Below are 24,103 nucleotides of genomic sequence, written 5' to 3'. Positions count from 1 at the left end.
CGGCCGTCATATCTCAGCTGTCAGGCCGCAACGGGCTTATAGCTGGCGATATCGGCGCGAATTCCGAGGCGAGCGAACATTTCCTGAGGGTCGAAATTGGCGGCCTTGTGGGCTGCGGCAACGACCGCCCGTACGCGTTCGACGACATCGGCGTTTTCCCATTCGGCAACCGTCACGAAATTGAATTCGCCGGGACCGGCAATCTGTTCCAGCACCGTATGATTGATGAAGCCGTCCTGTGCCTCAAGCACCTTGTGGGTCATCATCACATTGACAAGAAATTCCTCACGCGCCGCAGCCGGCACGACGAATTTGTCTATCCTGTAGAAAGCTCCGCTCATCCAGTCTTCTCCTGCATCTGATGTGTTGCAGGCAGTTCTGTAATTCCTCAAGTTAAGTTGAGGTCAACATGCGGGCAAAGAAAAAGGCCCGCCTGGGCGAGCCTTGATCCGGATCAACGTTCGGCGAGTGCCGGTTCGCCCTTCTTCTCGCGCACCATGTTGACGAAGCGACGGAAGAGGTAGTGGCTGTCCTGCGGGCCGGGGGAGGCTTCCGGGTGGTGCTGGACAGAGAAGACCGGTTTACCAAGAACGCGCAGGCCGCAATTGGTGCCGTCGAACAGCGATACGTGAGTCTCTTCAACGCCTTCGGGCAGCGACTTCGTGTCAACCGCGAAGCCGTGGTTCATGGAGACGATCTCGACCTTGCCGGTCGTGTGATCCTTGACCGGATGGTTCGCGCCGTGATGGCCCTGATGCATCTTTTCGGTCTTGGCGCCGAGCGCGAGGCCGAGCATCTGGTGGCCGAGGCAGATGCCGAAGACGGGGATATCGGTGCCGATCAGTTCCTTGATGACCGGCACGGCATATTCGCCTGTGGCGGCCGGGTCGCCCGGGCCGTTCGACAGGAAGATGCCATCCGGCTGCAGGGCGAGCACGTCCTCAGCGCTCGTCGTTGCCGGCATGACGGTGACCTTGCAGTCGAGGCCGGCGAAGAGGCGCAGGATGTTGCGCTTGACGCCGTAATCCAGGCAGACGACATGATACTTCGTGTCGGCAGCGCCGAGCTCGCCGTATCCTTCGTTCCAGACCCAGGGGGTCTGCGACCACTGCGAGGACTGACCGGACGAAGCGATCCTGGCGAGGTCGAGACCTTCGAGGCCGCTCCAGGCCTTGGCCTCCGCCTTCAGTGCGTCGACGTCGAAATTGCCGGAGGGCTCGTGAGCGATGACGGCGTTGGGCGAGCCGTTTTCGCGGATCCAGGCCGTCAGCGCGCGGGTGTCGATGCCGCAGAGGCCGATGATGCCGCGGGCCTTCAGCCAGGCGTCAAGATGCTTGGCGGCACGGTAGTTCGAAGGTTCGGTGATATCGGCCTTGAAGATGACGCCGACTGCGCCGTGGCGCGCTGCCGGTGTCAGATCTTCGATATCTTCTTCGTTGGTGCCGATATTGCCGATATGCGGGAAGGTGAAGGTGACGATCTGGCCGAGATAGGAGGGGTCGGTGAGGATTTCCTCGTAGCCGGTTAGTGCCGTATTGAAGACGGCCTCCGCCTGGATCTTGCCGGTTGCGCCGATACCCTTGCCTTCGATGACGGTGCCATCGGCAAGAACGAGCAGGGCGGTCGGCTTTTCGGTTGTCCAGGGTGCTGTCGCGGTCATCTTCATCCCGTTTCCGGCGGGCTTGGCGTTCTGGCAACGCGAGCCGGCCATTTGATCTCGCAGGTGCAGGCGCGCGGCTTTGGCCGCGTTTGACGCCTGATCACGAATTTTGGTGCAGGTGGCGGTAGATAGCCACGCTCTCTGCCTAGGTCAATCTTTGTACTGCAGATTGCGGCACTTTTCCTGCCGATATTGCCGCGATTCTCGCAATTTATTTGATCCCATGCATCAGCCTGGTTTATGAAAGCGCCATTTAAAAGGAGTAACGACATGCTGCGCGATCAACTCGCCACTGAGCTCAAAGAGGCCATGAAGGCAAAGAAGATGGACCGTCTCGGCACCATCCGCCTCATCCAGGCCGCGATCAAGGATCGTGACATCGCCAATCGCGGCGCCGGTAAGGAAGAGGCTGGCGATGAGGAGGTGTTGCAGATCCTCGCCAAGATGGTGAAGCAGCGCGATGAGTCGGCGAAGATTTACGAGGAAAATGCCCGTCCGGAGCTGGCAGCGAAGGAACGCGCTGAAATTGCCGTCATCCAGGATTTCCTGCCCAAGCAGCTTTCGGATGATGAAGTGCGCGCCAATATTGCAGCCATCATCAAGGAAGTCGGCGCCGAAGGCCCGAAGGACATGGGCAAAATCATGGCTGCTCTCAAAGAGCGTTATGCCGGCCAGATGGACTTTGCCAAGGCTTCCGGCACGGTCAAAGAGCTCTTGAAATAAGGCGCCTTGCCTGCGGTTGTTCTTCGACCGCAGGCCCAAGCACGGCTTCGGCGGCTGAATCGATGATGGCGAATTTCGCCGCCTGATAATTCCAATATTCGAGTACGAAACCGCGGGAAAGCCAGAAATCGCCCTTTCTCGGCGGCTCGGTCCATCCCACGCTTCCCATGTCGGCCGCCTGTGTGAGCAGGCGTTTCAGGTGCGTATTGGAAATCATGAACTGATCGCGAATCTCGCGCAGCGACAGCGGACCGACGACGACGCGGTCGGCAAAATGTGGAAAGCCGGCCAGGCGCGAAATCAGGTAATCCATCACAAGGCCGCCGGAATTGGCCCAGTTGAAGAGGTTGAAGGTGGCGCCGGGATCGCGCACGGCTTCGGTCTCGATAATCTTCTTGGCGATGAGCGGCTGCAGGCGGGCGATCAATGTGGGATCAGTCGTCAGATTTTCCGCGCGGCGGCAGCCGTCGAGGCTATCCAGAATCATCAGGTGGGCGATCAGCCATTTGGTAAAATGCTGCTCGGCCGTTTCCGTCGGCTCGAGGAAGCGGGTGCGTTTGTCGTCGCCCGGAATGGGACGCAGAAACCGGTAGGCCAGCATCTCCTGCACGAAGGCGGCTGCCGTGTTGCGGCTGGCGATCTTGTTCTGGATGACGAAATTGATGAAGCGGCCGGAATAGAGGCCTCGTCTCTCATCGCCAGGATAGCCGTAATAGAGAGCGAAACCGGTATGCGCCATCAGCCAACGCTGTTGTGCGGCGAATATCGATGCAATACGCGGGCTATCGCGATAAATCGCGAGCATTTGATTGGCACAATGAAGAATTGCAGCAAGAAAATTATCGTCGGCTGCAAGATTTTCTGCGGTATAGGCCATGACGCTGTCCAGGAGTTTCGTGGATTCATTTGCCACGCCTATTGGAAGTGTCAATGCTTTTGTGTTTTAGGGGTTAATTGGTAAGGTAAAGCTCAATAGAATGGCTGCGTATAGCCTAAAAATTAAGAAGGCAGGAGCTGGGGGCGCTCCTGCCTTCTTGCTCTTTGCTTCCGTCAGCGACACAGGGTCGAAACCCAAGCCGGCGGGTATTTGCAAAGGCACCCTTGCGAGGCGGCGCCGGGGGTAGGGATGGTGCCTCGCGTGGGGATCGCTTTGTTGACATCGAGCTTATGGCCAGCCCTCTGCTTATTCAAATTACAAAAATATAATAATCCCGGATTCGGCCTTCCTTGTTATGAATGTTGAGTTCAGCCGCGCAGTCCGGAAAAGCGGACGCAATCCTTTTAACCGGTTATTTTTACATCTTCTTTTTTGAAACCGCTTTCCGCAGACCGGGGATCGCCGACCTGCGGGAAATTGGGAAATGTCAAAAATGTCGCACCCTCTGTCAGGGTCCGATAACGCATTGTTGAGTGGCTTCGGCGGATGTTTGTGACAGTGTCTCCCACCCTGTGAAAAGCGGGATTTACGGCAGAAGTTTCGTGGCGCAGCGGATCAAAGCTGCTTATATGGAAGTGCTGCAAGAGGTAGAGATGCGCTTTTCCCCCACCTTCCTGGACGATATCCGCGACCGCGTTCCCATTTCGAACGTGATTGCGCGGCGCGTGAGCTGGGACAAGCGCAAGACCAACGTGTCGCGCGGCGACTATTGGGCCTGCTGCCCCTTCCACGGCGAGAAGTCGCCGAGCTTCCATTGCGAGGACCGCAAGGGCCGCTACCATTGCTTCGGTTGCGGCGTGACCGGCGACCATTTCCGCTTCCTGACCGAGCTCGAAGGCCTGAGCTTCCCCGAAGCCGTGCAGACGATCGCCGACATGGCCGGCGTGCCGATGCCGATTGCCGATCCGCAGATGGAAAAGCGCGAGAAGGAGCGCACGTCGCTGCTCGACGTCATGGAAATGGCGACGCAGTTCTTCCAGGATCAGTTGCAGACGGCAAATGGGGCCAGAGCGCGCGCCTATTTGCGCGATCGCGGTCTGACGGGGCGGACGATCGAGACCTTCAGGCTCGGTTTTGCGCCCGACAGCCGCAATGCGCTGAAAGAATTCTTGGCTGGCAAGGGTGTCAGCAAAGAGCAGATCGAGGCTTGCGGACTAGTGGTGCATGAAAACGTGCCGGTTTCCTATGACCGGTTCCGCGACCGCATCATGTTCCCGATCCTTTCCTCCCGCGAAAAGGTCATCGCCTTCGGCGGCCGCGCCATGTCGCCGGATGCGCCGGCGAAATATCTCAATTCCAATGAGACCGAGCTCTTCCATAAGGGCAATGTTCTCTACAATTTCGCACGTGCGCGCCGTTCGCTGCAGGGCGCGAATGGCGAAGGCACGATCATTGCCGTCGAAGGCTATATGGATGTCATCGCGCTGCATCAGGCAGGCGTCGAAAACGCCGTCGCGCCGCTCGGCACGGCGCTGACTGAAAACCAGCTTGATCTGCTGTGGAAGATGACATCGCAGCCAGTACTCTGCTTCGATGGCGACGGCGCCGGCATCCGTGCCGCCAACCGCGCCGCTGATCTGGCGCTGCCGCATCTGAAGCCGGGGCGCAGCGTGCGTTTCGCATTGCTGCCCGATGGCAAGGATCCTGATGACCTCGTGAAACACGAGGGCAGGGCACCTTTCGACAGGGTCATGGCACAGGCCAAGCCGCTCTCGGAAATGCTCTGGGATCGCGAGGTGAGAGCCGGCAAGTTCGATACGCCGGAAGCGCGCGCTGAACTGGAAGCACGACTGAGGCAGCTCGTTGCCGTCATCGCCGACGAGAATGTGCGGCGCCATTACCAGCGGGATATGCGCGACAAGTTGAACAGTTTCTTCCAACCGCAGTTCCAGAATCGTAGCGGCGGCGAGCGACGCAATTTCGGCGGCAGCACCGGTAGTGGCAATTTCCGCGGCCAGAAGGGCGGCGCTCCCGCAGGGCCTCGAACCCCCGTTGCCGCATCGGATCGCCTGACCCGTTCGGGCCTTGTGCGGGGTCACCAGGGCAATACGGCGCTGAGAGAATGCGTGCTGGCCCTGACCGTCGTCAACCATCCCGCCTTGATGCTCGACGATTACGACGAAATCGCTTCCATAGAATACGACAATCGCGACTTGCAGAAGCTCTGGTCCGAAATGCTTGGTGCGGCGGCAGTCGTCGCCGGACCGCATCTGACGCGCGACTATCTGCTGGAATGCCTCGATGTTGCCGGTTTCGGTCCGTTGCTCAAGAGCCTCGATCAGCAGGTGCGCAACGCCCGGCTCTGGACGGCCACCGAGGAGGCGGCGATGGAGGATGCCCGCGAGGGCTATCGTCAGGCGCTTGCCTTTCATAAGCGCGCCAAGGACCTGCGCTGGCAGAAGATCGAGCTGGAGCGCGATATCGCGCAGGCGACGGAGGCCGGTGATGATGCCGAGATCGATCGGCTGATGCGCGCGTCGCAGGAAGTGCAATACGAGGCGTTGCGGCTCGAAAACCAGGAAGCCATTATCGATGGCTTCGGTGTGCTCTCCGGCCGCGTCAAGGGCGCTGCGAGCCACTGATGTCGCTGGCCGAACACGACGAACCGTCCTTTTCCGCGTCCGACGCGCTGTTTGCGGGTACCCAGCCGCTCGATGTGCTGAAGCGCGTTTATGGCTATTCCGCTTTTCGCGGCCGGCAGCAGGAAGTTGTGGAGCATGTCGTTGCCGGGGGCGATGCCGTGGTGCTGTTTCCGACCGGCGCCGGCAAGTCGCTCTGCTTCCAGATCCCGGCTCTTTGCCGCGCGGGTCTCGGCATCGTCGTTTCGCCCCTGATTGCGCTGATGCGCGATCAGGTGGAGGCGATGAAGCAGCTTGGAATTCGGGCCGCGGCGCTGAACTCCTCCATTTCGCGTGAAGAATATGTCGCGATCCGTCGCGGCGTTTCTTCCGGCGAACTTGATCTGCTTTATGTGACGCCCGAGCGCATCCTGATGGATGGGTTCCGGGAGCTGATCGGCAATGCCAGGGTTGCGCTATTCGCTATCGACGAAGCGCACTGCGTTTCGCAATGGGGCCATGATTTCCGGCCGGAATATCGCGAACTCGGCAAGCTCTCGGAACAATATCCTGGCGTGCCGCGCATCGCGCTGACGGCCACCGCCGATCCGCATACACGCGAAGACATTATTGAGCGCCTGATGCTCGACAATGCCTCGGTCTTCACGACGAGTTTCGACCGGCCGAATATTTCCTATGAGATCGTCGAACGGGATCAGCCGCGCCAGCAGCTCCTGCGCTTCCTGTCCGGCCACAAAGGCAATAGCGGCATCGTCTATTGCCTGTCGCGAGCCAAGGTGGAGGAGACTGCCGACTGGCTGAACACGCAGGGCATTCGAGCGCTGCCCTATCATGCCGGCATGGATCGGGCGCTGCGCGATGCCAATCAGGATGCCTTTCTGAAGGAAGAAGAGCTCTGCCTCGTTGCGACCGTCGCCTTCGGCATGGGCATCGACAAGCCGAATGTGCGTTATGTCGCTCATCTCGATCTGCCGGGCTCGGTTGAGGCCTATTATCAGGAGACGGGTCGCGCCGGACGTGACGGCCTGCCGTCCGAGGTATGGATGGCCTATGGCATGGCCGATGTGATCCAGCGCCGGCGGATGATCGATGAGGGCAATGCGGCCGACGAGATCAAGCGCATCGAGCGCGGCAAGCTGAATGCGCTGCTGGCGATTTGCGAGACGGCCTCCTGTCGGCGGCAGGCGATCCTGGCGCATTTCGGCGAAGCGCATGGCGGCAAATGCGGTGGCTGCGATACCTGCCTGAAGCCGGTCGAGACCTGGGATGGCACTGAAGCGGCAATCAAGGCGCTGGCTGCGATCTACCGCACCGGCGAGCGCTTCGGCGCCGGCCATGTCATCGATGTGCTTGTCGGCAACGTCAACGAGAAGACGGAACGCTTCCGCCATGTCGATCTGCCGGTTTTCGGCGCAGGCAAGGATATTGCTGTTCGTACCTGGCAATCGGTCTATCGCCAGCTGATGGCGATGGGGCTGATCCGGGTCGATCATGAAGCTTTCGGCGCCCTAAAACTCGAGCCCGAGGCGCGGGCCGTTTTCAAACGCGAGCGCGAGGTCTTTTTCCGCAAGGACCGCGCTCCCTCGGAGCGAAGAGCAAAGAAAACCGAGCGCGCGGAGCGCAGGACCGGGCTTTCGGGGGCGGATGGTTCGCTCTTCGAAGCGCTGAGAACCGAGCGTATGTCGATTGCCAAGTCGCTCGGCGTGCCGCCCTATGTGGTGTTCCCCGACACAACACTGATCGCCTTCGCCACCGAGCGGCCGCGCAGCCGTAAGGAACTGCTCGGCATTTCCGGCGTCGGCCAGTCGAAGCTCGAGCGCTACGGCGACGCCTTCCTCGATATCATTCTTTCGCACGACGAGTAACGCCCGTGCCGGCCGGCTTTCGCCTTTCTACGTCAGGACGCCATATTTCTGGGATGATGGCGGGGTCCGAGCGAGCAGGATCTGATCGAGCATCCCGAATGGTCCGAGGAGCTTGACCGGCCGACCTTTCTGCTTGTCACGGTTGAGCGTTGAGCAAGACAAGCCGATGGCGATGTGCTAACCGACGCTCAACGGGAAACATCAAGAGAAGGGCCTATAATGACCTCGAATTTCCTCTCGCATCTGCGCGGCGAACTGGCCGCGCTGAAGGATGCCGGCCTCTATAAGTCCGAACGTGTGATCACCTCCAAGCAGGCCGGCGAAATCGCCGTTGCCTCCGGTGAGCGCGTGCTGAATTTCTGTGCCAACAACTATCTCGGCCTGGCCGACAACGAAGAGCTGGCGGATGCCGGCAAGAAGGCGCTCGATCGTTATGGTTATGGCATGGCCTCGGTGCGTTTTATCTGTGGAACGCAGGAAGAGCACAAGCAGCTCGAGGCGCGCATCTCCTCCTTCCTCGGCATGGAAGACACGATCCTCTATTCCTCCTGCTTCGATGCCAATGGCGGCCTGTTCGAGACGCTGCTATCCGAAGAGGATGCGATCATTTCCGATGCGCTGAACCATGCGTCGATCATCGATGGCGTGCGCCTCTCCAAGGCCAAGCGTTTCCGTTATGCCAACAATGACATGGCGGCGCTTGAAGAGGAGCTGAAGAAGGCGGAAGGCAGCCGCTTCAAGATGATCGCGACGGATGGTGTCTTCTCCATGGACGGCATCATCGCCAATCTGCAGGGTGTCTGCGATCTTGCCGAAAAATATGGCGCAATGGTCATGGTGGATGACAGCCATGCCGTCGGTTTCGTCGGCAAGCATGGCCGCGGCTCGCCCGAATATTGCGGCGTCGAAGGCCGGATCGATATCATCACCGGCACGCTCGGCAAGGCGCTCGGCGGCGCGTCCGGCGGTTATACCTCGGGCAAGGCAGAGATCGTCGAATGGCTGCGGCAGCGTTCGCGCCCCTATCTCTTCTCCAATACGCTGGCGCCTGTCATTGCCGCCGCCTCGCTGAAGGTCTTCGACCTGATCGACAATGGCGATGCGCTGCGTGAGCGGCTGACGGCCAATGCATCGCTTTTCCGCTCCGAAATGACCAAGCTCGGCTTCACGCTGGCAGGCGAGGGACATGCGATCATCCCGGTCATGCTGGGCGATGCGAAGCTTGCGCAGGATATGGCCGCACTGATGCTGAAGAAGGGCGTCTATGTTATCGGCTTCTCCTTCCCCGTCGTGCCGAAGGGTCAGGCGCGTATCCGCACGCAGATGTCGGCTGCGCATTCGAAAGCGGACGTGGAACGGGCGATCGCCGTCTTTGCCGAAGCGGGCCGCGAACTCGGCGTGATTTGAGAGCCTTGAGGAGAGAAAAGATCATGTCCAACATGATGAAAGCGCTGGTCAAGGCGAAGCCGGAAGTTGGTCTCTGGATGGAGAACGTGCCGGTGCCGGAGGTCGGCCCGAACGACGTGCTGATCCGGGTGAAGAAATCGGCGATCTGCGGCACGGATGTGCACATCTGGAACTGGGACCAGTGGGCGCAGAAGACCATTCCGGTGCCGATGGTCGTCGGGCATGAATTCTGCGGCGAGATCGCCGAGATCGGCTCGGCCGTCACCAAATATCATGTCGGCGAACGTGTCTCCGGCGAGGGGCATATCGTCTGCGGCAAATGCCGCAACTGCCGCGCGGGCAGGGGGCACCTCTGCCGCAACACGCTCGGCGTCGGCGTCAACCGCCCGGGCTCCTTCGGGGAGTTCGTCTGCATACCGGAAGCCAATGTGGTGCCGATCCCGGATGATATTCCGGATGAAATCGCGGCGATCTTCGATCCGTTCGGCAATGCCGTCCATACCGCACTTTCCTTCGATCTCGTCGGCGAAGACGTGCTTGTGACGGGTGCAGGACCGATCGGCATCATGGGCGCGCTCGTTGCCAAGCGCTCCGGTGCGCGCAAGGTCGTCATTACCGACATCAATCCGAACCGGCTCGATCTTGCCCGCAAGCTTGGCATCGATTATGTCGTCGATGCATCCAAGGAAAACCTTGCCGATGTGATGAAGGCGATCGGCATGACCGAGGGCTTCGATGTCGGCCTCGAAATGTCGGGTGCGGCACCCGCCTTCCGCGACATGATCGACAAGATGAACAATGGCGGCAAGATCGCCATCCTCGGCATTGCGCCGGCCGGTTTCGAGATCGACTGGAACAAGGTCATCTTCAAGATGCTGAACCTCAAGGGCATCTATGGCCGCGAGATGTTCGAGACCTGGTACAAGATGATCGCTTTCGTGCAGGGCGGCCTCGATCTTTCGCCGGTCATTACGCATCGCATCAAGATCGACGAATTCCGCGATGGTTTCGAGGCGATGCGTTCGGGCAATTCCGGCAAGGTCGTGATGGACTGGATGTGAGGGGGAGAGGGCGATGAAGTACGAAGGAAGCTGCCACTGCGGCAATATCGCTTTTACGGTGGAAGGCGCATTCACTGAGGCAGTCGACTGCAACTGTTCGCTCTGCCGCCGGCGCGGCGGCCTGCTCGGCTTCGTGCCACGCGAGAAGCTTCATCTGACGGTGCCGGAAGAAAACCTGTCGACCTATACGTTCAACACCCATGCCATCAAACATCACTTCTGTGCCAAGTGCGGCATCGCGCCCTTCGGCGAAGCGACGGCGCCGAACGATGTCGAGATGGCCTCCGTCAACCTGCGCTGCATTCCGGCGCTCGATCTTTCGGCCTTGACGGTGAATTCGTTTGACGGGCTGTCGCGGTAAGCCGGCTTTCCTACCCGACGCGGCGGCAACTTAGCGGCGTCGGAATCACTCAAAGTCAAGTGCAGAATTTTTCCGCCCTTGTCTTTTCCCGGTGACATACTAGATAAGCTTCGCAATCGCTGGCGCGGTTCAAAGCCTGTGGATAAGGCTTTTTCCGGGTTTTCGGTGGCTTTTTTTCTGGAAAAGCTTGACGAGAACAAATTTTGTGGGAATCACCATTCGACTTGAGCGGTGAACTGGGTCAAGGCGGATCGCACAACCATGGCCGGAAATCCAATAGCAATGAAGTTTTGCTGTCCGATGCCGGCGATCGTGGTTAATCAGGCTTTAAATGTCATCCCGTTAGGTGGGTATAGGTGATTCGAGGCCGGTGTGCACGCACGCGCCGGGCCACGAGACGGCCATTCACTACAGCGAGTATGAATAGCGTCAGGAAGGCGACGATATAAATGGCAACGAAGGTCAAAGAGAACGAAGAAGCGGAAGTCGAACGCGACGGCGCAAGCGACGGCCCTCTTCTCGATCTTTCCGATGACGCGGTCAAGAAGATGATCAAGGCCGCCAAGAAGCGCGGCTATGTGACGATGGACGAGCTGAATGCGGTCCTGCCTTCCGAAGAAGTGACGTCCGAACAGATCGAAGACACGATGTCGATGCTGTCGGATATGGGCATCAACGTCATCGAGGACGAAGAGGCCGAGGAAGCCGGCGCTTCCGGCGGCGACGACGACGACAGCTCCGACAATGACGAGAGCGAGGGCGGCGAACTCGCGCCTTCCGGCGGCACCGCGCTTGCGACCGCCAAGAAGAAGGAGCCGACCGACCGTACCGACGACCCTGTGCGCATGTATCTGCGCGAAATGGGTTCCGTCGAGCTTCTGTCGCGCGAAGGCGAAATTGCCATCGCAAAGCGCATCGAGGCTGGCCGCGAAACGATGATCGCAGGCCTCTGCGAGAGCCCGCTGACGTTCCAGGCGCTGATCATCTGGCGCGACGAGCTGAACGAAGGCACCACGCTGCTGCGCGAGATCATCGATCTCGAAACGACCTATTCCGGTCCGGAAGCCAAGGCTGCCCCGCAATTCCAGAGCCCCGAGAAGATCGAGGCCGACCGCAAGGCTGCCGAGGAAAAGGAAAAGACCCGGCGCGCTCGCTCCGGTGACGACGACATTACCGATGTCGGCGGCGAAGGCATGCCTCCGGAAGAGGAAGAAGAGGACGAGGACGAATCCAACCTCTCTCTCGCCGCGATGGAAGCCGAGCTTCGCCCGCAGGTCATGGAAACGCTCGACATCATCGCCGAGACCTATAAGAAGCTGCGCAAGCTGCAGGACCAGCAGGTCGAGCAGCGCCTTGCCGCCACCGGCACGCTGTCTTCCGCCCAAGAGCGCCGCTACAAGGAGCTCAAGGACGAGCTCATCAAGGCCGTCAAGTCGCTGTCACTCAACCAGAACCGCATCGATGCGCTGGTCGAGCAGCTTTACGACATCAACAAGCGCCTCGTTTCCAACGAAGGCCGCCTGTTGCGTCTGGCCGAATCCTATGGCGTCAAGCGCGACTCGTTCCTGGAACAGTATCAGGGCGCCGAGCTCGACCCGAACTGGATGAAGTCGATCGGCAATCTGGCCGCCCGCGGCTGGAAGGAATTCGCCAAGAGCGAAAACACGACGATCCGCGACATCCGCCAGGAGATCCAGAATCTCGCAACGGAAACCGGCATCTCGATCTCGGAATTCCGCCGCATCGTGCACATGGTGCAGAAGGGCGAGCGCGAAGCGCGCATCGCCAAGAAGGAAATGGTCGAAGCGAACCTTCGCCTCGTCATTTCCATCGCCAAGAAGTACACGAACCGCGGCCTGCAGTTCCTCGACCTCATTCAGGAAGGCAATATCGGCCTGATGAAGGCGGTCGATAAGTTCGAATACCGCCGCGGCTACAAGTTCTCGACCTATGCGACATGGTGGATCCGTCAGGCGATCACCCGTTCGATCGCCGACCAGGCCCGCACGATCCGTATTCCGGTGCACATGATCGAAACGATCAACAAGATCGTTCGTACCTCGCGTCAGATGCTGCATGAAATCGGCCGCGAGCCGACGCCGGAAGAGCTGGCCGAAAAGCTTGCCATGCCGCTCGAAAAGGTCCGCAAGGTCCTGAAGATCGCCAAGGAGCCGATTTCACTCGAAACCCCCGTGGGCGACGAAGAGGATTCGCATCTCGGCGATTTCATCGAAGACAAGAACGCGCTGCTGCCGATCGACGCCGCCATCCAGGCGAACCTGCGCGAGACGACGACCCGCGTTCTGGCATCGCTGACGCCGCGCGAAGAGCGTGTTCTGCGCATGCGCTTCGGCATCGGCATGAACACCGACCACACGCTCGAAGAAGTCGGCCAGCAGTTCTCGGTCACCCGCGAACGTATCCGCCAGATCGAGGCGAAGGCGCTGCGCAAGCTCAAGCATCCGAGCCGCTCCAGAAAGCTGCGCTCGTTCCTCGACAGCTGAGGCGTCGACGACGATTGAAGTCAGAACCCGGTCAGCTTGCTGGCCGGGTTTTTCTTTGCCCGGGAGGGCTCAGCGGATTAGCCCATTGGAGTATATTTAGCCCGATTGATGGTTCGCGCATTGCTTGTCCCCATTGAGTGACAGGCTTATAATTTCGGCCGCGGGGAAGAGAGCGGTCGCGGCGTGCGAGCGGTATCATACGCCGCGTGACCGTAGCCTCCGCCGGGAGGTGCAGCATGACCACCTACATTCTGCTGATAAACTGGACTGATCAGGGCATCCGGAGCGTGAAGGACTCCGCCAAGCGGCTGGATGCAGCAAGGAACATGCTTGGCAGCATGGGCGGTTCCTTCGACAAATTCTATCTCACCATGGGCGAATATGACATGGCGGCCATCTGCGAGGCGCCCGATGATCGCGTGATGGCGCGTTTCACGCTGACGCTCGCCATGGCCGGCAATGTGCGCACGAAAACCCTGAAGGCATTTTCGGAAGTGAACTATCGCGAAATCATCGGGTCGCTCTCATAAAGCAGAATGGCTGATAGTTGGTGACGAGCCGGATGCGGCGTTGCGGTTGTTCCGCGGTGCTGGCAGTGTCGCTGCGCCTTGAACCCAGAGCATGGATTGCCTTGCCGATGGAACATGCCGGCCTGTTACAGAGAGGAAAGTATGATCCGGCATTGCCGGCGTCGCTCGTGCTGCATCTGGTCATCGGCTTGCTCCTGCTGGCTTTTCTGCCCGATGTGCAGCCGATTAGGACGCCACAGGAAGAGAGCATCGACGTTGAAGTCGTGACGCCGCCGGCTGCTGCTGCAATCCCGGTTCCGCCGCCTGCGGTCCTCTCGCCGCTGCAAAGTCATGGAGACAGCGGAAGCTCGGCGGGCAGGGAGATGGTACCGCTGGCGCCTGAGACGGCATCCAGAGAGATGCCGCCGCTCCCGCCTGCGCTGCCGAAGCCAATGGTATCGGGTCCACCACCGCTGAGGCAGGCAGCGGAACTCTTTTCTGCAGAAACACTCGCCAGCCCACGCAGTCGCACGGCACGTCAGCTGCTTGGCACGCTGTCCGGCGGGGAGCGCAATCTGCAGCTCTGCAACCTCGAAGCGCTGGAACAGGTCAGTCGTTTCCGCCCGGGATCGGCGCCCGATCTTGTCGCGCCCTACGCCATGAAGCCGGAGAAGGTGAGGGGCAACAGCGTCGAGGTGGATGGCGGGGCTTTCCGGAGCAAGCGGAACTGGTTCAATATCCGTTTCCATTGCGAGGTGGATCCTCAGGGGAAGACTGTCACCGCCTTTGCCTTTGCGATTGGCGATGCCATTCCGAAGGACCTGTGGCAGGAATACAATCTGGTGGCCGAGGATGGCGAGGCCGATCAGTGAGCCCGTCCTATGGTCACGAAGGCCATCATCACAAGGTTTTTTCGATTTATGGCTTGATGCTGCCGGTTTTAGAGGCCACATCGCTGCTGTGACGGAAGAACAAGTCGAACCGGCAGATACCGACCACGAGACGGAACACCAGGAGCCCCGCGCTCGCTGGGGTGTTATCGCGTCCGTGCTGGTGCATGTGCCCATCGTCGCGCTCCTCATATTCGGCCTTCCGAAGATCCAGGCGCAACCCGCCGAGGACGAGAGCGTGAAGGTCGAGCTCGTCCCGCCGCCGGAGGAGAAGAAAGAAGAGAAAAAGCCGGAGGAAAAACCAAAAGAGGAAAAGAAACCGCAGGAACAGGCCAAGGCCGAACCACCACCACCGCCTCCTCCGTCGCCACCTTCGCCCGAGAAACGGGCGGGCGGGAGTTCCCCCGTTTTCGAATTTGGAGACAAGAATATCGGCCCGATGAAGTCCCTGCATGGAAACGCGTCGGAAGGAGAGAAAAGAGATACATCGGCTCCTCCACCGTCTTCGCCTCCTCAGACACCGGAGGAACAGACAGCGGATGCTACCAGTACACCTCAGCAGCTTGAGCAGCCTGCCGGAAATCCGGTTCCAAAAGAAATAGAACCGCCGCAGACCGCTGCAGCCGATACACATTCGGAACGCGACGCGCCCGCCGCTGCGACGACCGAAGAGGTGAAGACGAGCTTCGAACCCGAAAAGCCTTCGGCACCTAAGCCTGCACCGCAAAGAGATCAGATATCGAAGGCGCCGTTGCCCGAGGTAAAAACGTTGTTTTCGCAGAATGCGACGGACGATCAGATTGCACAAAGGGCGATGGGCGACATGCCGCGCGGCAAGCGCATGAACGAATTATGCAGGTCAGAGCTCAATCAGCAGATAATCAACGAGAATCCAAGATTTGGGGGTGCTGACCTACCGTCTTATTCGCTTACCAATGAAACTGTTATTGAAACGAGGAAAGGGGCCTTTTTCAAGAGCGGAAAATGGTACAATGTACAATTCCGATGTGAGGTGGACGCCGACGCAACGAAGATACTGTCGTTTGCCTTTAAGTTCGGTGGGCCGCTTCCCGAGAGCCAATATCCGACTTACAACTCTCGCCGATAGCTATCGCCACCCTTGTTTCATTCGCGCAACAGCCACACGCAAGGAACCATCTCTATCGTTTCCCCATGGCCGTTATGGTACGGTAGAGAAGGGACACATGATATGTCGAACGAGATCGAGCACTTCTTCGAGCGTCAGGAAGAAGCTGTCAGCCTTATGTTTCTGGAAAATAAGGCAGACGAGCTGACCGATATTCTGGTCGCGGCCCTGGAAGAAGCTTTCGAAATTCTTCTGGAAAGTGCACCGGCCGAAACCTTCCATTAAGGTGTCCACACCGGCTCAGGCAGAGCTTCTTCCCATAACAGGATTGTCATGGTCGTTCCGCTTCAGGAGGATGGCAGGCTTCCGGTTTCCCTCCGAAGCCATCTCGGCGGCTATGAATGGCGGCGCGATGCGCTCGGCCGTTCCTCAGCTTGCGTTTTCCGCCTGGAAGGCGAGAAGCGACCCGGGCTGTACCTGAAGGTCGAGGAGGAGGGGCCGTTTTGCGAGCTTGCCGATGAAGCCGAGAGACTTGTCTGGCTTCGCAGCCGGGGCCTCGATTGCCCCGAAGTCATTGCCCATGAAAGCGATGGCGAACGCAGTTTTCTCCTGATGACGGCACTGCCGGGCGCCGATCTCGTTACTGCTGCGGCGCTGTTACCGGAGGAGCGCGTCGAGATACTCGCCTCCGCGCTCAGCACCCTCCACAACCTAGATATCGGGGTGTGTCCTTTCGATCATCGATTGGACAAGCGCCTCGCGGCCGCTGAAATACGCATGCGGGCCGGCGTCGTCGATGAGACGGATTTCGACGAAGAGCGGCTTGGCAAAAGCGCCTTTTTCCTCTTCGGCGAATTGCAGCGGCTGCGGCCGCAAAGCGAAAATCTCGTCGTTGCGCATGGCGACGCTTGCCTGCCGAACTTCATGGCAGCGAATGGGCGCTTTGCCGGTTATATCGATTGCAGCCGCCTTGGTGTCGCCGATCGCTACCAGGATATCGCGCTTGCCTGCCACAGCATCACCTATAATTTCGGCAAGGAATTCGTGCGGCTGTTTCTCAATGCTTACGGCCTGTCGATCATCGATCCCAAGAGGATCGAGTATTATCGGCTTCTCGACGAGTTCTTTTAGCGCTCCCTTGCTCAGTTCGCCGTCGGCTGGCACAGTCGATCGCGAAGGAGTTTGCCATGGCCGCCAGCCAGTTCAGAATGCTGCGCTCGTCCGTGCCCGGCGTGGAAGCTGTGGTGGCGACATCAGGCCATCGTTTCGCGCGCCACACGCATGAGCAGTTCGGCATCGGTCTCATCTTTTCCGGGGCTCAAAGATCGCTGAGCGGGCGCGGCCTGGTAGAGGCGGAGGCCGGCGATCTTATCACCGTCAATCCGAACGAGGTCCATGACGGGGCGCCGATCGGCGAGGCGCGCTCATGGAGCATTCTCTATTTCGATCCTGCTGTGATGGAGGGTCTTACGCGAGAGGTTGGAGGAGGCGAGGCCAATCGCTCGGAAATTCCGCGCCCTGTCATTCATGACGGCCTGCTCGCCGATCGATTTCGCGTGCTGTTTTCCGCTGTGACCGGCGATGAGGAAAGGATGCGCTGCGAAGAGCTGCTTCTGTCGGTCATTGCCGATGCCCTGCGGGAAACCGCGATGCGGGAGGGGCAGGCTATGGCACCGCATTCCATTGTTCATGCCCGCAACATGATCGATGATGATCCGGCCGCCGAGATCTCGCTTTCCGATCTGGCACGGGAGAGCGGTCTCAGCCGGTTTCAAGTGCTGCGAGCCTTTGCGCGGGCAACGGGTTTCACGCCTCATGCCTATCTCGTTCAGGCCCGCGTTCATCTTGCCCGACGGCTGATTGCTGGTGGTGCGGCACTGGCGGAGGCTGCAGCCGAAAGCGGCTTCGCCGACCAGAGCCATATGACGCGCGCCTTCGTTTCGCGTTATGGCCTGACGCCCGGCACCTATGCACGCGGGCATTCCTGATCGCTTGCCTGTTCACTTGCAATTTCGTTCAAGACCCTTGGCCTCTCAGCCTGTTTGCTTGCCCTGTCTCGAAAGGAGCGGCAGATGAGCAGGGAATTTCAAGGTTATATCTATCTCACATTGGCCATGACGACGGTCGGCAGTACCGTTGTCGCCAGCAAGGTCATTGCTTCCGGATTGCCGCCTTTTACGGCGACGGCCCTGCGTTTTGCGGCGGCTTTTCCCTTTTTCCTCTTTCTGATGCACTTGACAGGGTCGCGGCTGCCGCGGCTTTCCGGGCGGGACTGGATGATCCTTGTCACGCAGGCTGGTGCCGGAAGCGTCGGCTATACGACGCTGTTAATTTCGGGCCTGTCGCTGACATCGGCGGCCAATGCCGGCGTCATCATCGGCACGCTGCCGGTCGTGTCAGCGGCGATCTCCATCCTCGTGCTCGGCGAGCGGCCGCAACGCTTCCTGCTTCTGGCAATCGGACTGGCGGCGGCCGGCGTCTTTTCTATTGCTTTTTCGCCGGCTGCCGGCAGCGGGTCTCTTGTCGGTGACATGCTGATTTTCGGCGCGGTCGTTTGCGAGGGGCTGTTCATCCTGCTCAACAAGCGGCTTGGCACCTCGATCCTGCCATTGACGCAGTCGGCGCTGATGACGGCCATCGGCTTCGTCGTTGCGGGTGTGCCCGCCTTGTTTGAGCATCATGATATCGGCATCGCTTCGCAACCCGCACTGGTTGCGGTCGTCTATTACGCGTTGGTGCCGACTGTCGGCGGTTTCATTCTCTGGTATGCGGGAGCGGAGCGCGTCAGCGGTGCGGAGGCCTCTCTCTTTACGGCTGTTGCGCCGGCAACAGCCGTCATTTTTGCCTTCCTGGTCCTTGGAGAAGCGGTCGGTTCCAACCAGATTTTCGGGATCGCCTGCGTTCTGGCGGCGGTCATAGGCCTTGGCCTCACCAGCCTGCGGCGAACGGCCAAGGTTTAAGCGGGGCGGAAGACGTTGCGATATTCCCGTGGCGTCATTCCGGTCTGCGTCCTGAATTGCCTGTTGAAATTGGCAAGCGAAGCATAGCCGACGGCATCGGCGATATGGCCGATCGGCTGGGCCGTGGCCGAAAGGCGGGCGCAGGCATCACCGATGCGCATGCGGATCAGATAGTCCGATACGGTGGTGCCGGTATGGCGGCGGAAGAGCCGGTGCAGGCCGGAGACGCTGAGCGCGGCTATATCGGCGAGTTCTTCCAGTGCGACCGTGCGGGCATAATGCAGATGCAGATGGGTGAGGACACGGTCGATGCGCTCACGGCTCTCCTGCAATTCCCGGCTCTGGCCGGGTGTGCTGGCCAAAGCCGATGCCTGCCGGTCGCCGGCGAGGGCGCCGAGGATGCCGAAGAGCGAGAGCAGCCGTTCGGCGGGCGGCTTTGTAAAGATCGCTTCGATATTGTTGCGGACGGCTGCGGCGGCTTCCTTTGAGAAATGAAGGCCGCGATCGGCGCGAGCAAGCATCGCCTCGACCGGGCGAAGCTCGACGGCCCCTGATGTCATCTTCTGTATCCAGTCCGGGTGGAACCAGAGCACGAGGGCGACATGCGGGTTTGCCTCGTTATATTTCGCACGCGATACCCAGGTGTGCGGCAGGTTTGGGCCGACGAGGACGAGGTCGCCGTCCTCATACTCTCCGGTATGGTCGCCGATGAAACGCTGGCCGATGGAGTTCAACGTGAGTGTCAGCTCGAATTCGGGATGGTGGTGCCACTGGAAGGGGATCGCGTCATCCAGCCGCCGGTTCAGCATGCTCCAGGAGCTGTCGGCGTGACGTGGCAGGATTTCGAGATACGGCCTCATCAAGCGCCTTTCAGATAATTGACGCTAGAATAGTATCATAATTTGCCAAGCTGGCACAACATGAGCTGCGATGGGCCGCTACACTGTCTCCATTGCCTGAAACAACAGGAATGCATCAATGACGGGAGGATCTCATGGAACTGGCAGTGAAACGCGACGCTCATCCGACGGCTTCGTCGGTTACCACCCAGCTCAAGGACATCAAGAAGAGACTGCCGCTGCGGGTGCTCTCGGAAGCGGACTGGCAGCACTGGACGACGAAGGGCTATGTCATCGTTCGCCAGGCCGTTCCTGCAGCGAATGTCGAGCGGCTTGTGGAGGTGCTCTGGCGTTTTGACGAGAAGGATCCGAACGACGCTTCAACTTGGTATGCGCCGCAGCGCCGTGAGCACAAGATGAAGGAGCTTAACAATACCGGCATGCTGGAGATCTATAACCACCAGGCGCTCTGGGATAACCGGATGGAGAAGCGCGTCTACGACGTCTTCGTCGATATCTGGGACCGCGAAGACCTGTGGGTGACGATCGACCGCGCCAATCTCAACCCGCCGAAGAAGGTCAAGGGCAATCCGAACGGCTTCATCCACTGGGATGTCGATACGTCCATCCGGCCGCTGCCGATCGGCGTGCAGGGCGTGCTGAGCCTCAAGAAGCAGGACGGCGATGTCGGCGGCTTCCAGTGCGTGCCCTATCTTTTCGAACATTTCGAGGAATGGGTGAAGACGCAGCCCGAGGATCGTGATCCGATGCATCCCGATATGACCGGGCTTTCCGTCGTCAATATTGACATGGAGCCGGGCGATTTGATGATCTTCAATTCGCTGCTTGCCCATGGGGTTCGCCCGAACCATGCGGAGAACCGTGTGCGCATGGCGCAATATATCTCCATGCACCCGGCCGAATACGACAATGCCGAAGAGCGCGAAGAGCGCATCCGCCTATGGCGGGAGCTCGACCATCCGAAGCGCGACGCCTTCCCGGGCGATCCGCGCGAATGGGAAAAGCACAATGCCAAGACTGCCGAGCTGACGCCGCTCGGCCGCAAGCTGCTCGGCCTCGATCGCTGGTAAGCGGATAGCAGATCACAAGCCGCGGAGGTGAACGCCTCTGCGGCTCTTTCCAAAGTGCCGATGCTGTTACTCATCCGCGCGCATCTGCGGGCTCATCAAATATGCCGGGAACGAGAAGGGGCCGCCCCTTGGGTTGCTCGCCTGCGTACCCTATCTCTTTCGGAGCGAACTCAATCCGGAGATGACATCCATGTCAGGCAAGCCGATCAAGATTCCCGGGCCGGATCATCCGATCACCGTCGAACACAATCCCTCCCGTGTCGTCGTCAAGCTCGGCGGCCGCGTGATTGCCGATACGCATGATGCGCTGACGCTTCGCGAGGCTTCCTACCCGCCGGTGCAGTATATTCCACGCAAGGATGTGGACATGTCGCTGCTGGAGCGAGCCGACCACACGAGCCATTGCCCCTACAAGGGGGATGCCTCCTACTACAGCATTCCCGACGGCGGCGAGCGGTCGAAGAATGCGATCTGGACCTATGAGAAACCCCATCCTGCCGTTGCCAACATCAAGGACCATCTGGCCTTTTATCCTGACAGGGTCGACTCCATCGAAGAGCTGTCGTCGCCCGAAGCAGGGCAGTTTTAAGGGATAACGTGACTTCCATCTTCATGCTGACACTATGCAGGCCGGGAAAGAAACTGGGTGAGGTGGCGCGGCTTTTCCCCGATCGTCTCATGATGAAGACATTGCAGGGTTGATTGGACAAAAACGGGCACAGCCGGGGGCTCTCATCTCCTTGCCACATTGGTCGCAGGCGTTAATTGACGCGGCAATGTCGGATGTGGCCAGCGTCGAACGTCCTTCGGACGTTAACACGAGAGGAGAAGTGCAATGTCCTACGTTGATGGTTTCATCGTCGCCGTTCCCCGCGGAAATGTCGCTGCCTACAAAGAATTCTCCGCCTATGCCGGGTCGATCTGGAAGGAATATGGCGCGCTCGAATATGTCGAGTGCCTCGGCAATGAAGTGCCCTACGGCGAATTGACCTCGTTTCCGCGTGCCGTCATGGCCAAGGATGATGAGGTGGTGGTCTTTTCCTGGATCCTCTACAAATCGAAACAGCAGCGCGACGAGATCAATGCCAAGGTGATGGCTGATCCGCGCCTTTCCAGCGACAAGTGGCAGATGCCTTTCGACGGCAAGCGCATGATCTATGGCGGCTTTGAGGAGTTGCTGCGGCTTTAGCATTGGACCCGCCATTGACTTCAAGGGCAAGGCGCGCCACCTCGCGAGAGACAATCCGCGACGGAGACCGCCTTGCCCCAGACAATAGTAACGCTTTCCACCCGTGGTCAGGGCCTCTACGAATTCACCGATCAAGCCCGAGCCTTCGTGCGACAATCCGGCATGGAGGAGGGGCTGCTGACAGTTTTCGTGCGCCATACCTCCTGTTCGCTGCTCATTCAGGAAAATGCGGATCCCGATGTGAAGACGGATCTCAACAGCTTTTTCCGTCGCCTCGTGCCGCCATCATCCGATCCATCAATGCAGTGGGTCGTGCATACGACAGAGGGACCGGACGATATGCCTGCTCATATCAAGGCGGCACTTACCCAGGTTTCGATCAGCATTCCCATCAGTCGCGGTCGATTGGTACTTGGCACCTGGCAAGGCATCTATCTCTTCGAGCACCGTGACCGTCCGCACCGGCGCGACGTGGTGCTGCATTTGAGTCCGTGAGATCGTTACGCCTTGTGAATGCCAACTGAATGGATGGTTCGAACGGCATTCAGCTTCGTGCGTTTAGTCTTGCGACAATCCCAGACGGGAGATCGAGGAAACATTACGAGGAGACAAACCCAATGTCGCATTTCCTTGCCAAGGCTTCGCTTGCCGCACTGCTCGCTTTGAGTTCCATTCCGCTTGCCGGCTCCGCCGCTTTCGCTGCGCCCCAGACGGATCTCGTTGTCAAGGCGCAGTATTATCACCGCCCGCCGGTTCGTGGCTGCTCGCCAATGCAGGCCATTCGCAAGGCCCGCTATTCCGGCCTGCGAGACGTGCGCATTTCCAGGATCACGCCCCGCCGTGTCGTCGTTGCCGGCCGCGACCGCCGTGGCTGGGACCGCATGACCTTCGCCAATGTGCGCGGCTGCCCGCTCATGTATCGCTAATTCGTTCAGCCGGAGCCCGGAAAACTCGCGCTCCGGCCGTTTTGCCTTGACCGCGACGCTTTCGCCTGTGTTCTCTCGTAACTGTGTGTAAGTGATTCCGGAACAGCTCCGGCAGTTGCCCGCGGCTACCAACCACGAGGATCTTTTCATGATGCAGTTTCTGGCGAAGGCGGGGCTTGCCGCCCTTCTTTCCGCTGCTGCGCTGGCCGGCACCATTGCGCCGGCTGCAGCCCAGGTGAATATCATTATCGGCGAACCGGACCGTGGTCCGCCTCCGCCGGACTGGCGCCGTCCGCCACCACCGCCGCCGGGTTATGGCCGTCCGCCTCTACCCCCACCGGGCTACGGGCGTCCGGTGCGCGGCTGCGATCCGCGCATGGCGGAAAACATCGCCGAGGATTACGGCCTGCGCCGCACGCGCGTCGTCGATATCACCCCGCGCCGCGTTATCGTGCAGGGCTGGAGCCGCCGCGGCCCGAGCGAGATGACCTTCGGCAACGTTCGCGGTTGCCCGCTCCTGCGCCGCTGATACCAGGCGCACGATCGTCCATCGCATAAAAAACCGCCCTTGCAGACAGCAGGGCGGTTTTCTTTTGAGCGGCCTTCCCGTCGGGGCAGGGCGCCGAAGCGCCCTGCGAAGGTTTACTGCTCGATTGCGAAAGTCACGCTGACGGTGACATTATAGCTGTTCTCGCCGCCCTGAACGGGAACGGCGGCGACATCGGAGGCTTCCTTCATCATTGCGGCGCGGTAGACCGGCTGCGGCATCGGGCGCACGACATTCTCGCTGATCTCGACGACGCGGCCGACCTTCACGCCGGCGGCTTCGCTCAATGTCTTCGCCTTCTTGATCGCATTGGCGACAGCGTTCTTGCGGGCTGCCTCCAAGGCTGCTTCCGGCTTGTCGTTGGTGAACTGGATATCGCCGCCCTGGTTGATGCCGAGCGTGACGGACTGGTCCATGATCTCGCCTAGTTTGGACAGGTCGCGGACGCGAACGGTGACCGAATTGCTGGTCTGATAGCCGATCAGCTGCGGCGGCTGCGGCTGGTTATCGACCGGCTGCGGGTAGTTGTACTGCGGCTGGATCGAAAAGCCCGAGGTCTGCAGGTCGCGGTCGGCAATGCCGCTCTTCTTCAGTGCGGCCAGCACTTCGCTCATCGCCTTGTTGTTTTCGTCGAGCGCTTCGCGGGCGGTCTTTGCCTGTTTGACCACTGCGAGATTGACGACGGCCATATCGGGAGCCAATGCCGATTCGCCCTCTCCTGATACGGTGATGACCGCTTCGCGCGGCCGATTCTCCTGCGCCAGAAGCGGAGCGAAAGCCGCAAGCGGTACGCTCAGAAAGGCTGTCAGAAGGGCAGTCTTGGTGTAGTTCGGCACCATGTTTATTCCTCGGCTGTTTGCGTCCCTGAGAGCTTTGTGTCTGCGGATTGTGAAGCTATTGCGGCAGGAATCGATATGAGAATTGCTTTATCACGATGATTGCTTTCGACTAAAGGGTGTAGGGGGTAA

25 protein-coding genes are annotated in these 24,103 nt (G+C 59.7%); 20 read left to right on the top strand and 5 right to left on the bottom strand.

From position 1 onward, the window contains the following. Window positions 1-20: 20 nt before the first annotated feature. Together FHT78_RS04375 and carA are read right to left on the bottom strand one after the other, a co-directional pair. Complete coding sequence (locus FHT78_RS04375) at window positions 21-341, bottom strand: antibiotic biosynthesis monooxygenase (RefSeq protein WP_183741025.1); 321 nt, start codon at window positions 339-341, stop codon at window positions 21-23. 113 nt (window positions 342-454) lie between these two features. After that, window positions 455-1,660, bottom strand: a complete 1,206-nt coding sequence (gene carA, locus FHT78_RS04370) for a glutamine-hydrolyzing carbamoyl-phosphate synthase small subunit (protein WP_183741844.1) — start codon at window positions 1,658-1,660, stop codon at window positions 455-457. Between the two features lie 270 nt (window positions 1,661-1,930). On the opposite strand from carA, the gene FHT78_RS04365 reads away from it, so the two are divergent. Beyond that, window positions 1,931-2,383 carry a GatB/YqeY domain-containing protein gene (locus FHT78_RS04365; protein WP_183741023.1) on the top strand — a complete coding sequence of 151 codons (453 nt, stop codon included), beginning with the start codon at window positions 1,931-1,933 and terminating at the stop codon, window positions 2,381-2,383. Here FHT78_RS04365 and FHT78_RS04360 read toward each other — a convergent pair. Further along, on the bottom strand, window positions 2,364-3,260 hold the full coding sequence (locus tag FHT78_RS04360; protein WP_183741021.1) for a hypothetical protein: 897 nt from the start codon (window positions 3,258-3,260) through the stop codon (window positions 2,364-2,366). The two genes, FHT78_RS04365 and FHT78_RS04360, sit on opposite strands and share 20 nt — an antisense overlap. A gap of 653 nt (window positions 3,261-3,913) precedes the next feature. Here FHT78_RS04360 and dnaG point away from each other — a divergent pair. From dnaG to FHT78_RS04295, 13 genes are all read left to right on the top strand, one after another. Continuing rightward, complete coding sequence (gene dnaG / locus FHT78_RS04355; protein WP_183741019.1) at window positions 3,914-5,902, top strand: DNA primase; 1,989 nt, start codon at window positions 3,914-3,916, stop codon at window positions 5,900-5,902. Continuing rightward, a complete protein-coding gene (gene recQ / locus FHT78_RS04350; protein ID WP_183741017.1) occupies window positions 5,902-7,764 on the top strand; it encodes a DNA helicase RecQ in 1,863 nt (620 codons plus the stop codon). The genes dnaG and recQ overlap by 1 nt, the downstream gene beginning before the upstream one ends. Window positions 7,765-7,983: 219 nt before the next feature. Next, window positions 7,984-9,171 carry a glycine C-acetyltransferase gene (locus tag FHT78_RS04345; RefSeq protein ID WP_183741015.1) on the top strand — a complete coding sequence of 396 codons (1,188 nt, stop codon included), beginning with the start codon at window positions 7,984-7,986 and terminating at the stop codon, window positions 9,169-9,171. 23 nt (window positions 9,172-9,194) lie between these two features. Then, window positions 9,195-10,232 (top strand): L-threonine 3-dehydrogenase, encoded by a 1,038-nt coding sequence (gene tdh, locus FHT78_RS04340; RefSeq protein ID WP_113016541.1) that lies wholly within the window; start codon window positions 9,195-9,197, stop codon window positions 10,230-10,232. Window positions 10,233-10,245: 13 nt separating this feature from the next. Continuing rightward, on the top strand, window positions 10,246-10,593 hold the full coding sequence (locus FHT78_RS04335) for a GFA family protein (RefSeq protein WP_183741012.1): 348 nt from the start codon (window positions 10,246-10,248) through the stop codon (window positions 10,591-10,593). A gap of 449 nt (window positions 10,594-11,042) precedes the next feature. Continuing rightward, the gene (gene rpoD / locus FHT78_RS04330) at window positions 11,043-13,097 is read left to right on the top strand and encodes an RNA polymerase sigma factor RpoD (RefSeq protein WP_183741010.1); all 2,055 of its coding nucleotides are present in this window, start codon (window positions 11,043-11,045) and stop codon (window positions 13,095-13,097) included. Window positions 13,098-13,333: 236 nt separating this feature from the next. Continuing rightward, the gene (locus tag FHT78_RS04325) at window positions 13,334-13,627 is read left to right on the top strand and encodes a GYD domain-containing protein (RefSeq protein WP_183741007.1); all 294 of its coding nucleotides are present in this window, start codon (window positions 13,334-13,336) and stop codon (window positions 13,625-13,627) included. 107 nt (window positions 13,628-13,734) lie between these two features. Continuing rightward, window positions 13,735-14,478, top strand: a complete 744-nt coding sequence (locus tag FHT78_RS04320) for a DUF930 domain-containing protein (protein WP_183741004.1) — start codon at window positions 13,735-13,737, stop codon at window positions 14,476-14,478. After that, entirely contained in the window at window positions 14,459-15,604 is a 1,146-nt protein-coding gene (locus FHT78_RS04315) for a DUF930 domain-containing protein (RefSeq protein ID WP_183741002.1), read from the top strand. The genes FHT78_RS04320 and FHT78_RS04315 overlap by 20 nt, the downstream gene beginning before the upstream one ends. A gap of 102 nt (window positions 15,605-15,706) precedes the next feature. Further along, on the top strand, window positions 15,707-15,868 hold the full coding sequence (locus FHT78_RS04310) for a hypothetical protein (protein ID WP_183740999.1): 162 nt from the start codon (window positions 15,707-15,709) through the stop codon (window positions 15,866-15,868). A 48-nt stretch (window positions 15,869-15,916) separates the two neighbouring features. Further along, window positions 15,917-16,714, top strand: a complete 798-nt coding sequence (locus FHT78_RS04305; protein ID WP_183740996.1) for an APH(3')-II family aminoglycoside O-phosphotransferase — start codon at window positions 15,917-15,919, stop codon at window positions 16,712-16,714. 56 nt (window positions 16,715-16,770) lie between these two features. Continuing rightward, entirely contained in the window at window positions 16,771-17,571 is an 801-nt protein-coding gene (locus tag FHT78_RS04300) for an AraC family transcriptional regulator (RefSeq protein WP_183740993.1), read from the top strand. 84 nt (window positions 17,572-17,655) lie between these two features. Next, the gene (locus FHT78_RS04295; RefSeq protein WP_183740991.1) at window positions 17,656-18,543 is read left to right on the top strand and encodes a DMT family transporter; all 888 of its coding nucleotides are present in this window, start codon (window positions 17,656-17,658) and stop codon (window positions 18,541-18,543) included. Here the strand turns inward: FHT78_RS04295 and FHT78_RS04290 are convergent. Further along, complete coding sequence (locus tag FHT78_RS04290) at window positions 18,540-19,403, bottom strand: AraC family transcriptional regulator (RefSeq protein ID WP_183740988.1); 864 nt, start codon at window positions 19,401-19,403, stop codon at window positions 18,540-18,542. The two genes, FHT78_RS04295 and FHT78_RS04290, sit on opposite strands and share 4 nt — an antisense overlap. Window positions 19,404-19,537: 134 nt before the next feature. Between FHT78_RS04290 and FHT78_RS04285 the strand changes: the two genes are divergently transcribed. The 6 genes from FHT78_RS04285 to FHT78_RS04260 all read left to right on the top strand — a co-directional run bounded on the left by FHT78_RS04285 (window position 19,538) and on the right by FHT78_RS04260 (window position 23,117). Beyond that, on the top strand, window positions 19,538-20,473 hold the full coding sequence (locus tag FHT78_RS04285) for a phytanoyl-CoA dioxygenase family protein (protein ID WP_183740985.1): 936 nt from the start codon (window positions 19,538-19,540) through the stop codon (window positions 20,471-20,473). Between the two features lie 190 nt (window positions 20,474-20,663). Then, entirely contained in the window at window positions 20,664-21,062 is a 399-nt protein-coding gene (locus FHT78_RS04280; RefSeq protein ID WP_183740982.1) for a DUF427 domain-containing protein, read from the top strand. A 246-nt stretch (window positions 21,063-21,308) separates the two neighbouring features. After that, window positions 21,309-21,662, top strand: coding sequence for a DUF1428 family protein (locus FHT78_RS04275; protein ID WP_183740979.1), 354 nt, complete (start codon window positions 21,309-21,311; stop codon window positions 21,660-21,662). A 72-nt stretch (window positions 21,663-21,734) separates the two neighbouring features. Beyond that, window positions 21,735-22,157, top strand: coding sequence for a secondary thiamine-phosphate synthase enzyme YjbQ (locus FHT78_RS04270; RefSeq protein ID WP_183740976.1), 423 nt, complete (start codon window positions 21,735-21,737; stop codon window positions 22,155-22,157). A gap of 122 nt (window positions 22,158-22,279) precedes the next feature. Then, entirely contained in the window at window positions 22,280-22,588 is a 309-nt protein-coding gene (locus tag FHT78_RS04265) for a hypothetical protein (protein WP_183740974.1), read from the top strand. Window positions 22,589-22,736: 148 nt separating this feature from the next. Further along, on the top strand, window positions 22,737-23,117 hold the full coding sequence (locus tag FHT78_RS04260; RefSeq protein WP_183740971.1) for a hypothetical protein: 381 nt from the start codon (window positions 22,737-22,739) through the stop codon (window positions 23,115-23,117). A gap of 113 nt (window positions 23,118-23,230) precedes the next feature. Here the strand turns inward: FHT78_RS04260 and FHT78_RS04255 are convergent, their stop codons facing one another. Then, window positions 23,231-23,974, bottom strand: a complete 744-nt coding sequence (locus FHT78_RS04255; RefSeq protein ID WP_183740969.1) for an SIMPL domain-containing protein — start codon at window positions 23,972-23,974, stop codon at window positions 23,231-23,233. Window positions 23,975-24,103 lie beyond the last annotated feature (129 nt).

This window comes from Rhizobium sp. BK196 (genome assembly GCF_014193255.1).
Classification (GTDB): Bacteria; Pseudomonadota; Alphaproteobacteria; order Rhizobiales; family Rhizobiaceae; genus Rhizobium.
This window is presented reverse-complemented; position numbering and strand designations above follow the sequence as displayed.

Excerpts from the sequence above, each read along its gene's own strand:
- FHT78_RS04375 (WP_183741025.1), bottom strand. The coding sequence starts at position 341 with ATGAGCGGAGCTTTCTACAGGATAGACAAATTCGTCGTGCCGGCTGCG.
- carA (WP_183741844.1), bottom strand. The coding sequence starts at position 1,660 with ATGACCGCGACAGCACCCTGGACAACCGAAAAGCCGACCGCCCTGCTC.
- FHT78_RS04365 (WP_183741023.1), top strand. The coding sequence starts at position 1,931 with ATGCTGCGCGATCAACTCGCCACTGAGCTCAAAGAGGCCATGAAGGCA.
- FHT78_RS04360 (WP_183741021.1), bottom strand. The coding sequence starts at position 3,260 with ATGGCCTATACCGCAGAAAATCTTGCAGCCGACGATAATTTTCTTGCT.
- dnaG (WP_183741019.1), top strand. The coding sequence starts at position 3,914 with ATGCGCTTTTCCCCCACCTTCCTGGACGATATCCGCGACCGCGTTCCC.
- recQ (WP_183741017.1), top strand. The coding sequence starts at position 5,902 with ATGTCGCTGGCCGAACACGACGAACCGTCCTTTTCCGCGTCCGACGCG.
- FHT78_RS04345 (WP_183741015.1), top strand. The coding sequence starts at position 7,984 with ATGACCTCGAATTTCCTCTCGCATCTGCGCGGCGAACTGGCCGCGCTG.
- tdh (WP_113016541.1), top strand. The coding sequence starts at position 9,195 with ATGTCCAACATGATGAAAGCGCTGGTCAAGGCGAAGCCGGAAGTTGGT.
- FHT78_RS04335 (WP_183741012.1), top strand. The coding sequence starts at position 10,246 with ATGAAGTACGAAGGAAGCTGCCACTGCGGCAATATCGCTTTTACGGTG.
- rpoD (WP_183741010.1), top strand. The coding sequence starts at position 11,043 with ATGGCAACGAAGGTCAAAGAGAACGAAGAAGCGGAAGTCGAACGCGAC.
- FHT78_RS04325 (WP_183741007.1), top strand. The coding sequence starts at position 13,334 with ATGACCACCTACATTCTGCTGATAAACTGGACTGATCAGGGCATCCGG.
- FHT78_RS04320 (WP_183741004.1), top strand. The coding sequence starts at position 13,735 with ATGGAACATGCCGGCCTGTTACAGAGAGGAAAGTATGATCCGGCATTG.
- FHT78_RS04315 (WP_183741002.1), top strand. The coding sequence starts at position 14,459 with ATGGCGAGGCCGATCAGTGAGCCCGTCCTATGGTCACGAAGGCCATCA.
- FHT78_RS04310 (WP_183740999.1), top strand. The coding sequence starts at position 15,707 with ATGTCGAACGAGATCGAGCACTTCTTCGAGCGTCAGGAAGAAGCTGTC.
- FHT78_RS04305 (WP_183740996.1), top strand. The coding sequence starts at position 15,917 with ATGGTCGTTCCGCTTCAGGAGGATGGCAGGCTTCCGGTTTCCCTCCGA.
- FHT78_RS04300 (WP_183740993.1), top strand. The coding sequence starts at position 16,771 with ATGGCCGCCAGCCAGTTCAGAATGCTGCGCTCGTCCGTGCCCGGCGTG.
- FHT78_RS04295 (WP_183740991.1), top strand. The coding sequence starts at position 17,656 with ATGAGCAGGGAATTTCAAGGTTATATCTATCTCACATTGGCCATGACG.
- FHT78_RS04290 (WP_183740988.1), bottom strand. The coding sequence starts at position 19,403 with ATGAGGCCGTATCTCGAAATCCTGCCACGTCACGCCGACAGCTCCTGG.
- FHT78_RS04285 (WP_183740985.1), top strand. The coding sequence starts at position 19,538 with ATGGAACTGGCAGTGAAACGCGACGCTCATCCGACGGCTTCGTCGGTT.
- FHT78_RS04280 (WP_183740982.1), top strand. The coding sequence starts at position 20,664 with ATGTCAGGCAAGCCGATCAAGATTCCCGGGCCGGATCATCCGATCACC.
- FHT78_RS04275 (WP_183740979.1), top strand. The coding sequence starts at position 21,309 with ATGTCCTACGTTGATGGTTTCATCGTCGCCGTTCCCCGCGGAAATGTC.
- FHT78_RS04265 (WP_183740974.1), top strand. The coding sequence starts at position 22,280 with ATGTCGCATTTCCTTGCCAAGGCTTCGCTTGCCGCACTGCTCGCTTTG.
- FHT78_RS04260 (WP_183740971.1), top strand. The coding sequence starts at position 22,737 with ATGATGCAGTTTCTGGCGAAGGCGGGGCTTGCCGCCCTTCTTTCCGCT.
- FHT78_RS04255 (WP_183740969.1), bottom strand. The coding sequence starts at position 23,974 with ATGGTGCCGAACTACACCAAGACTGCCCTTCTGACAGCCTTTCTGAGC.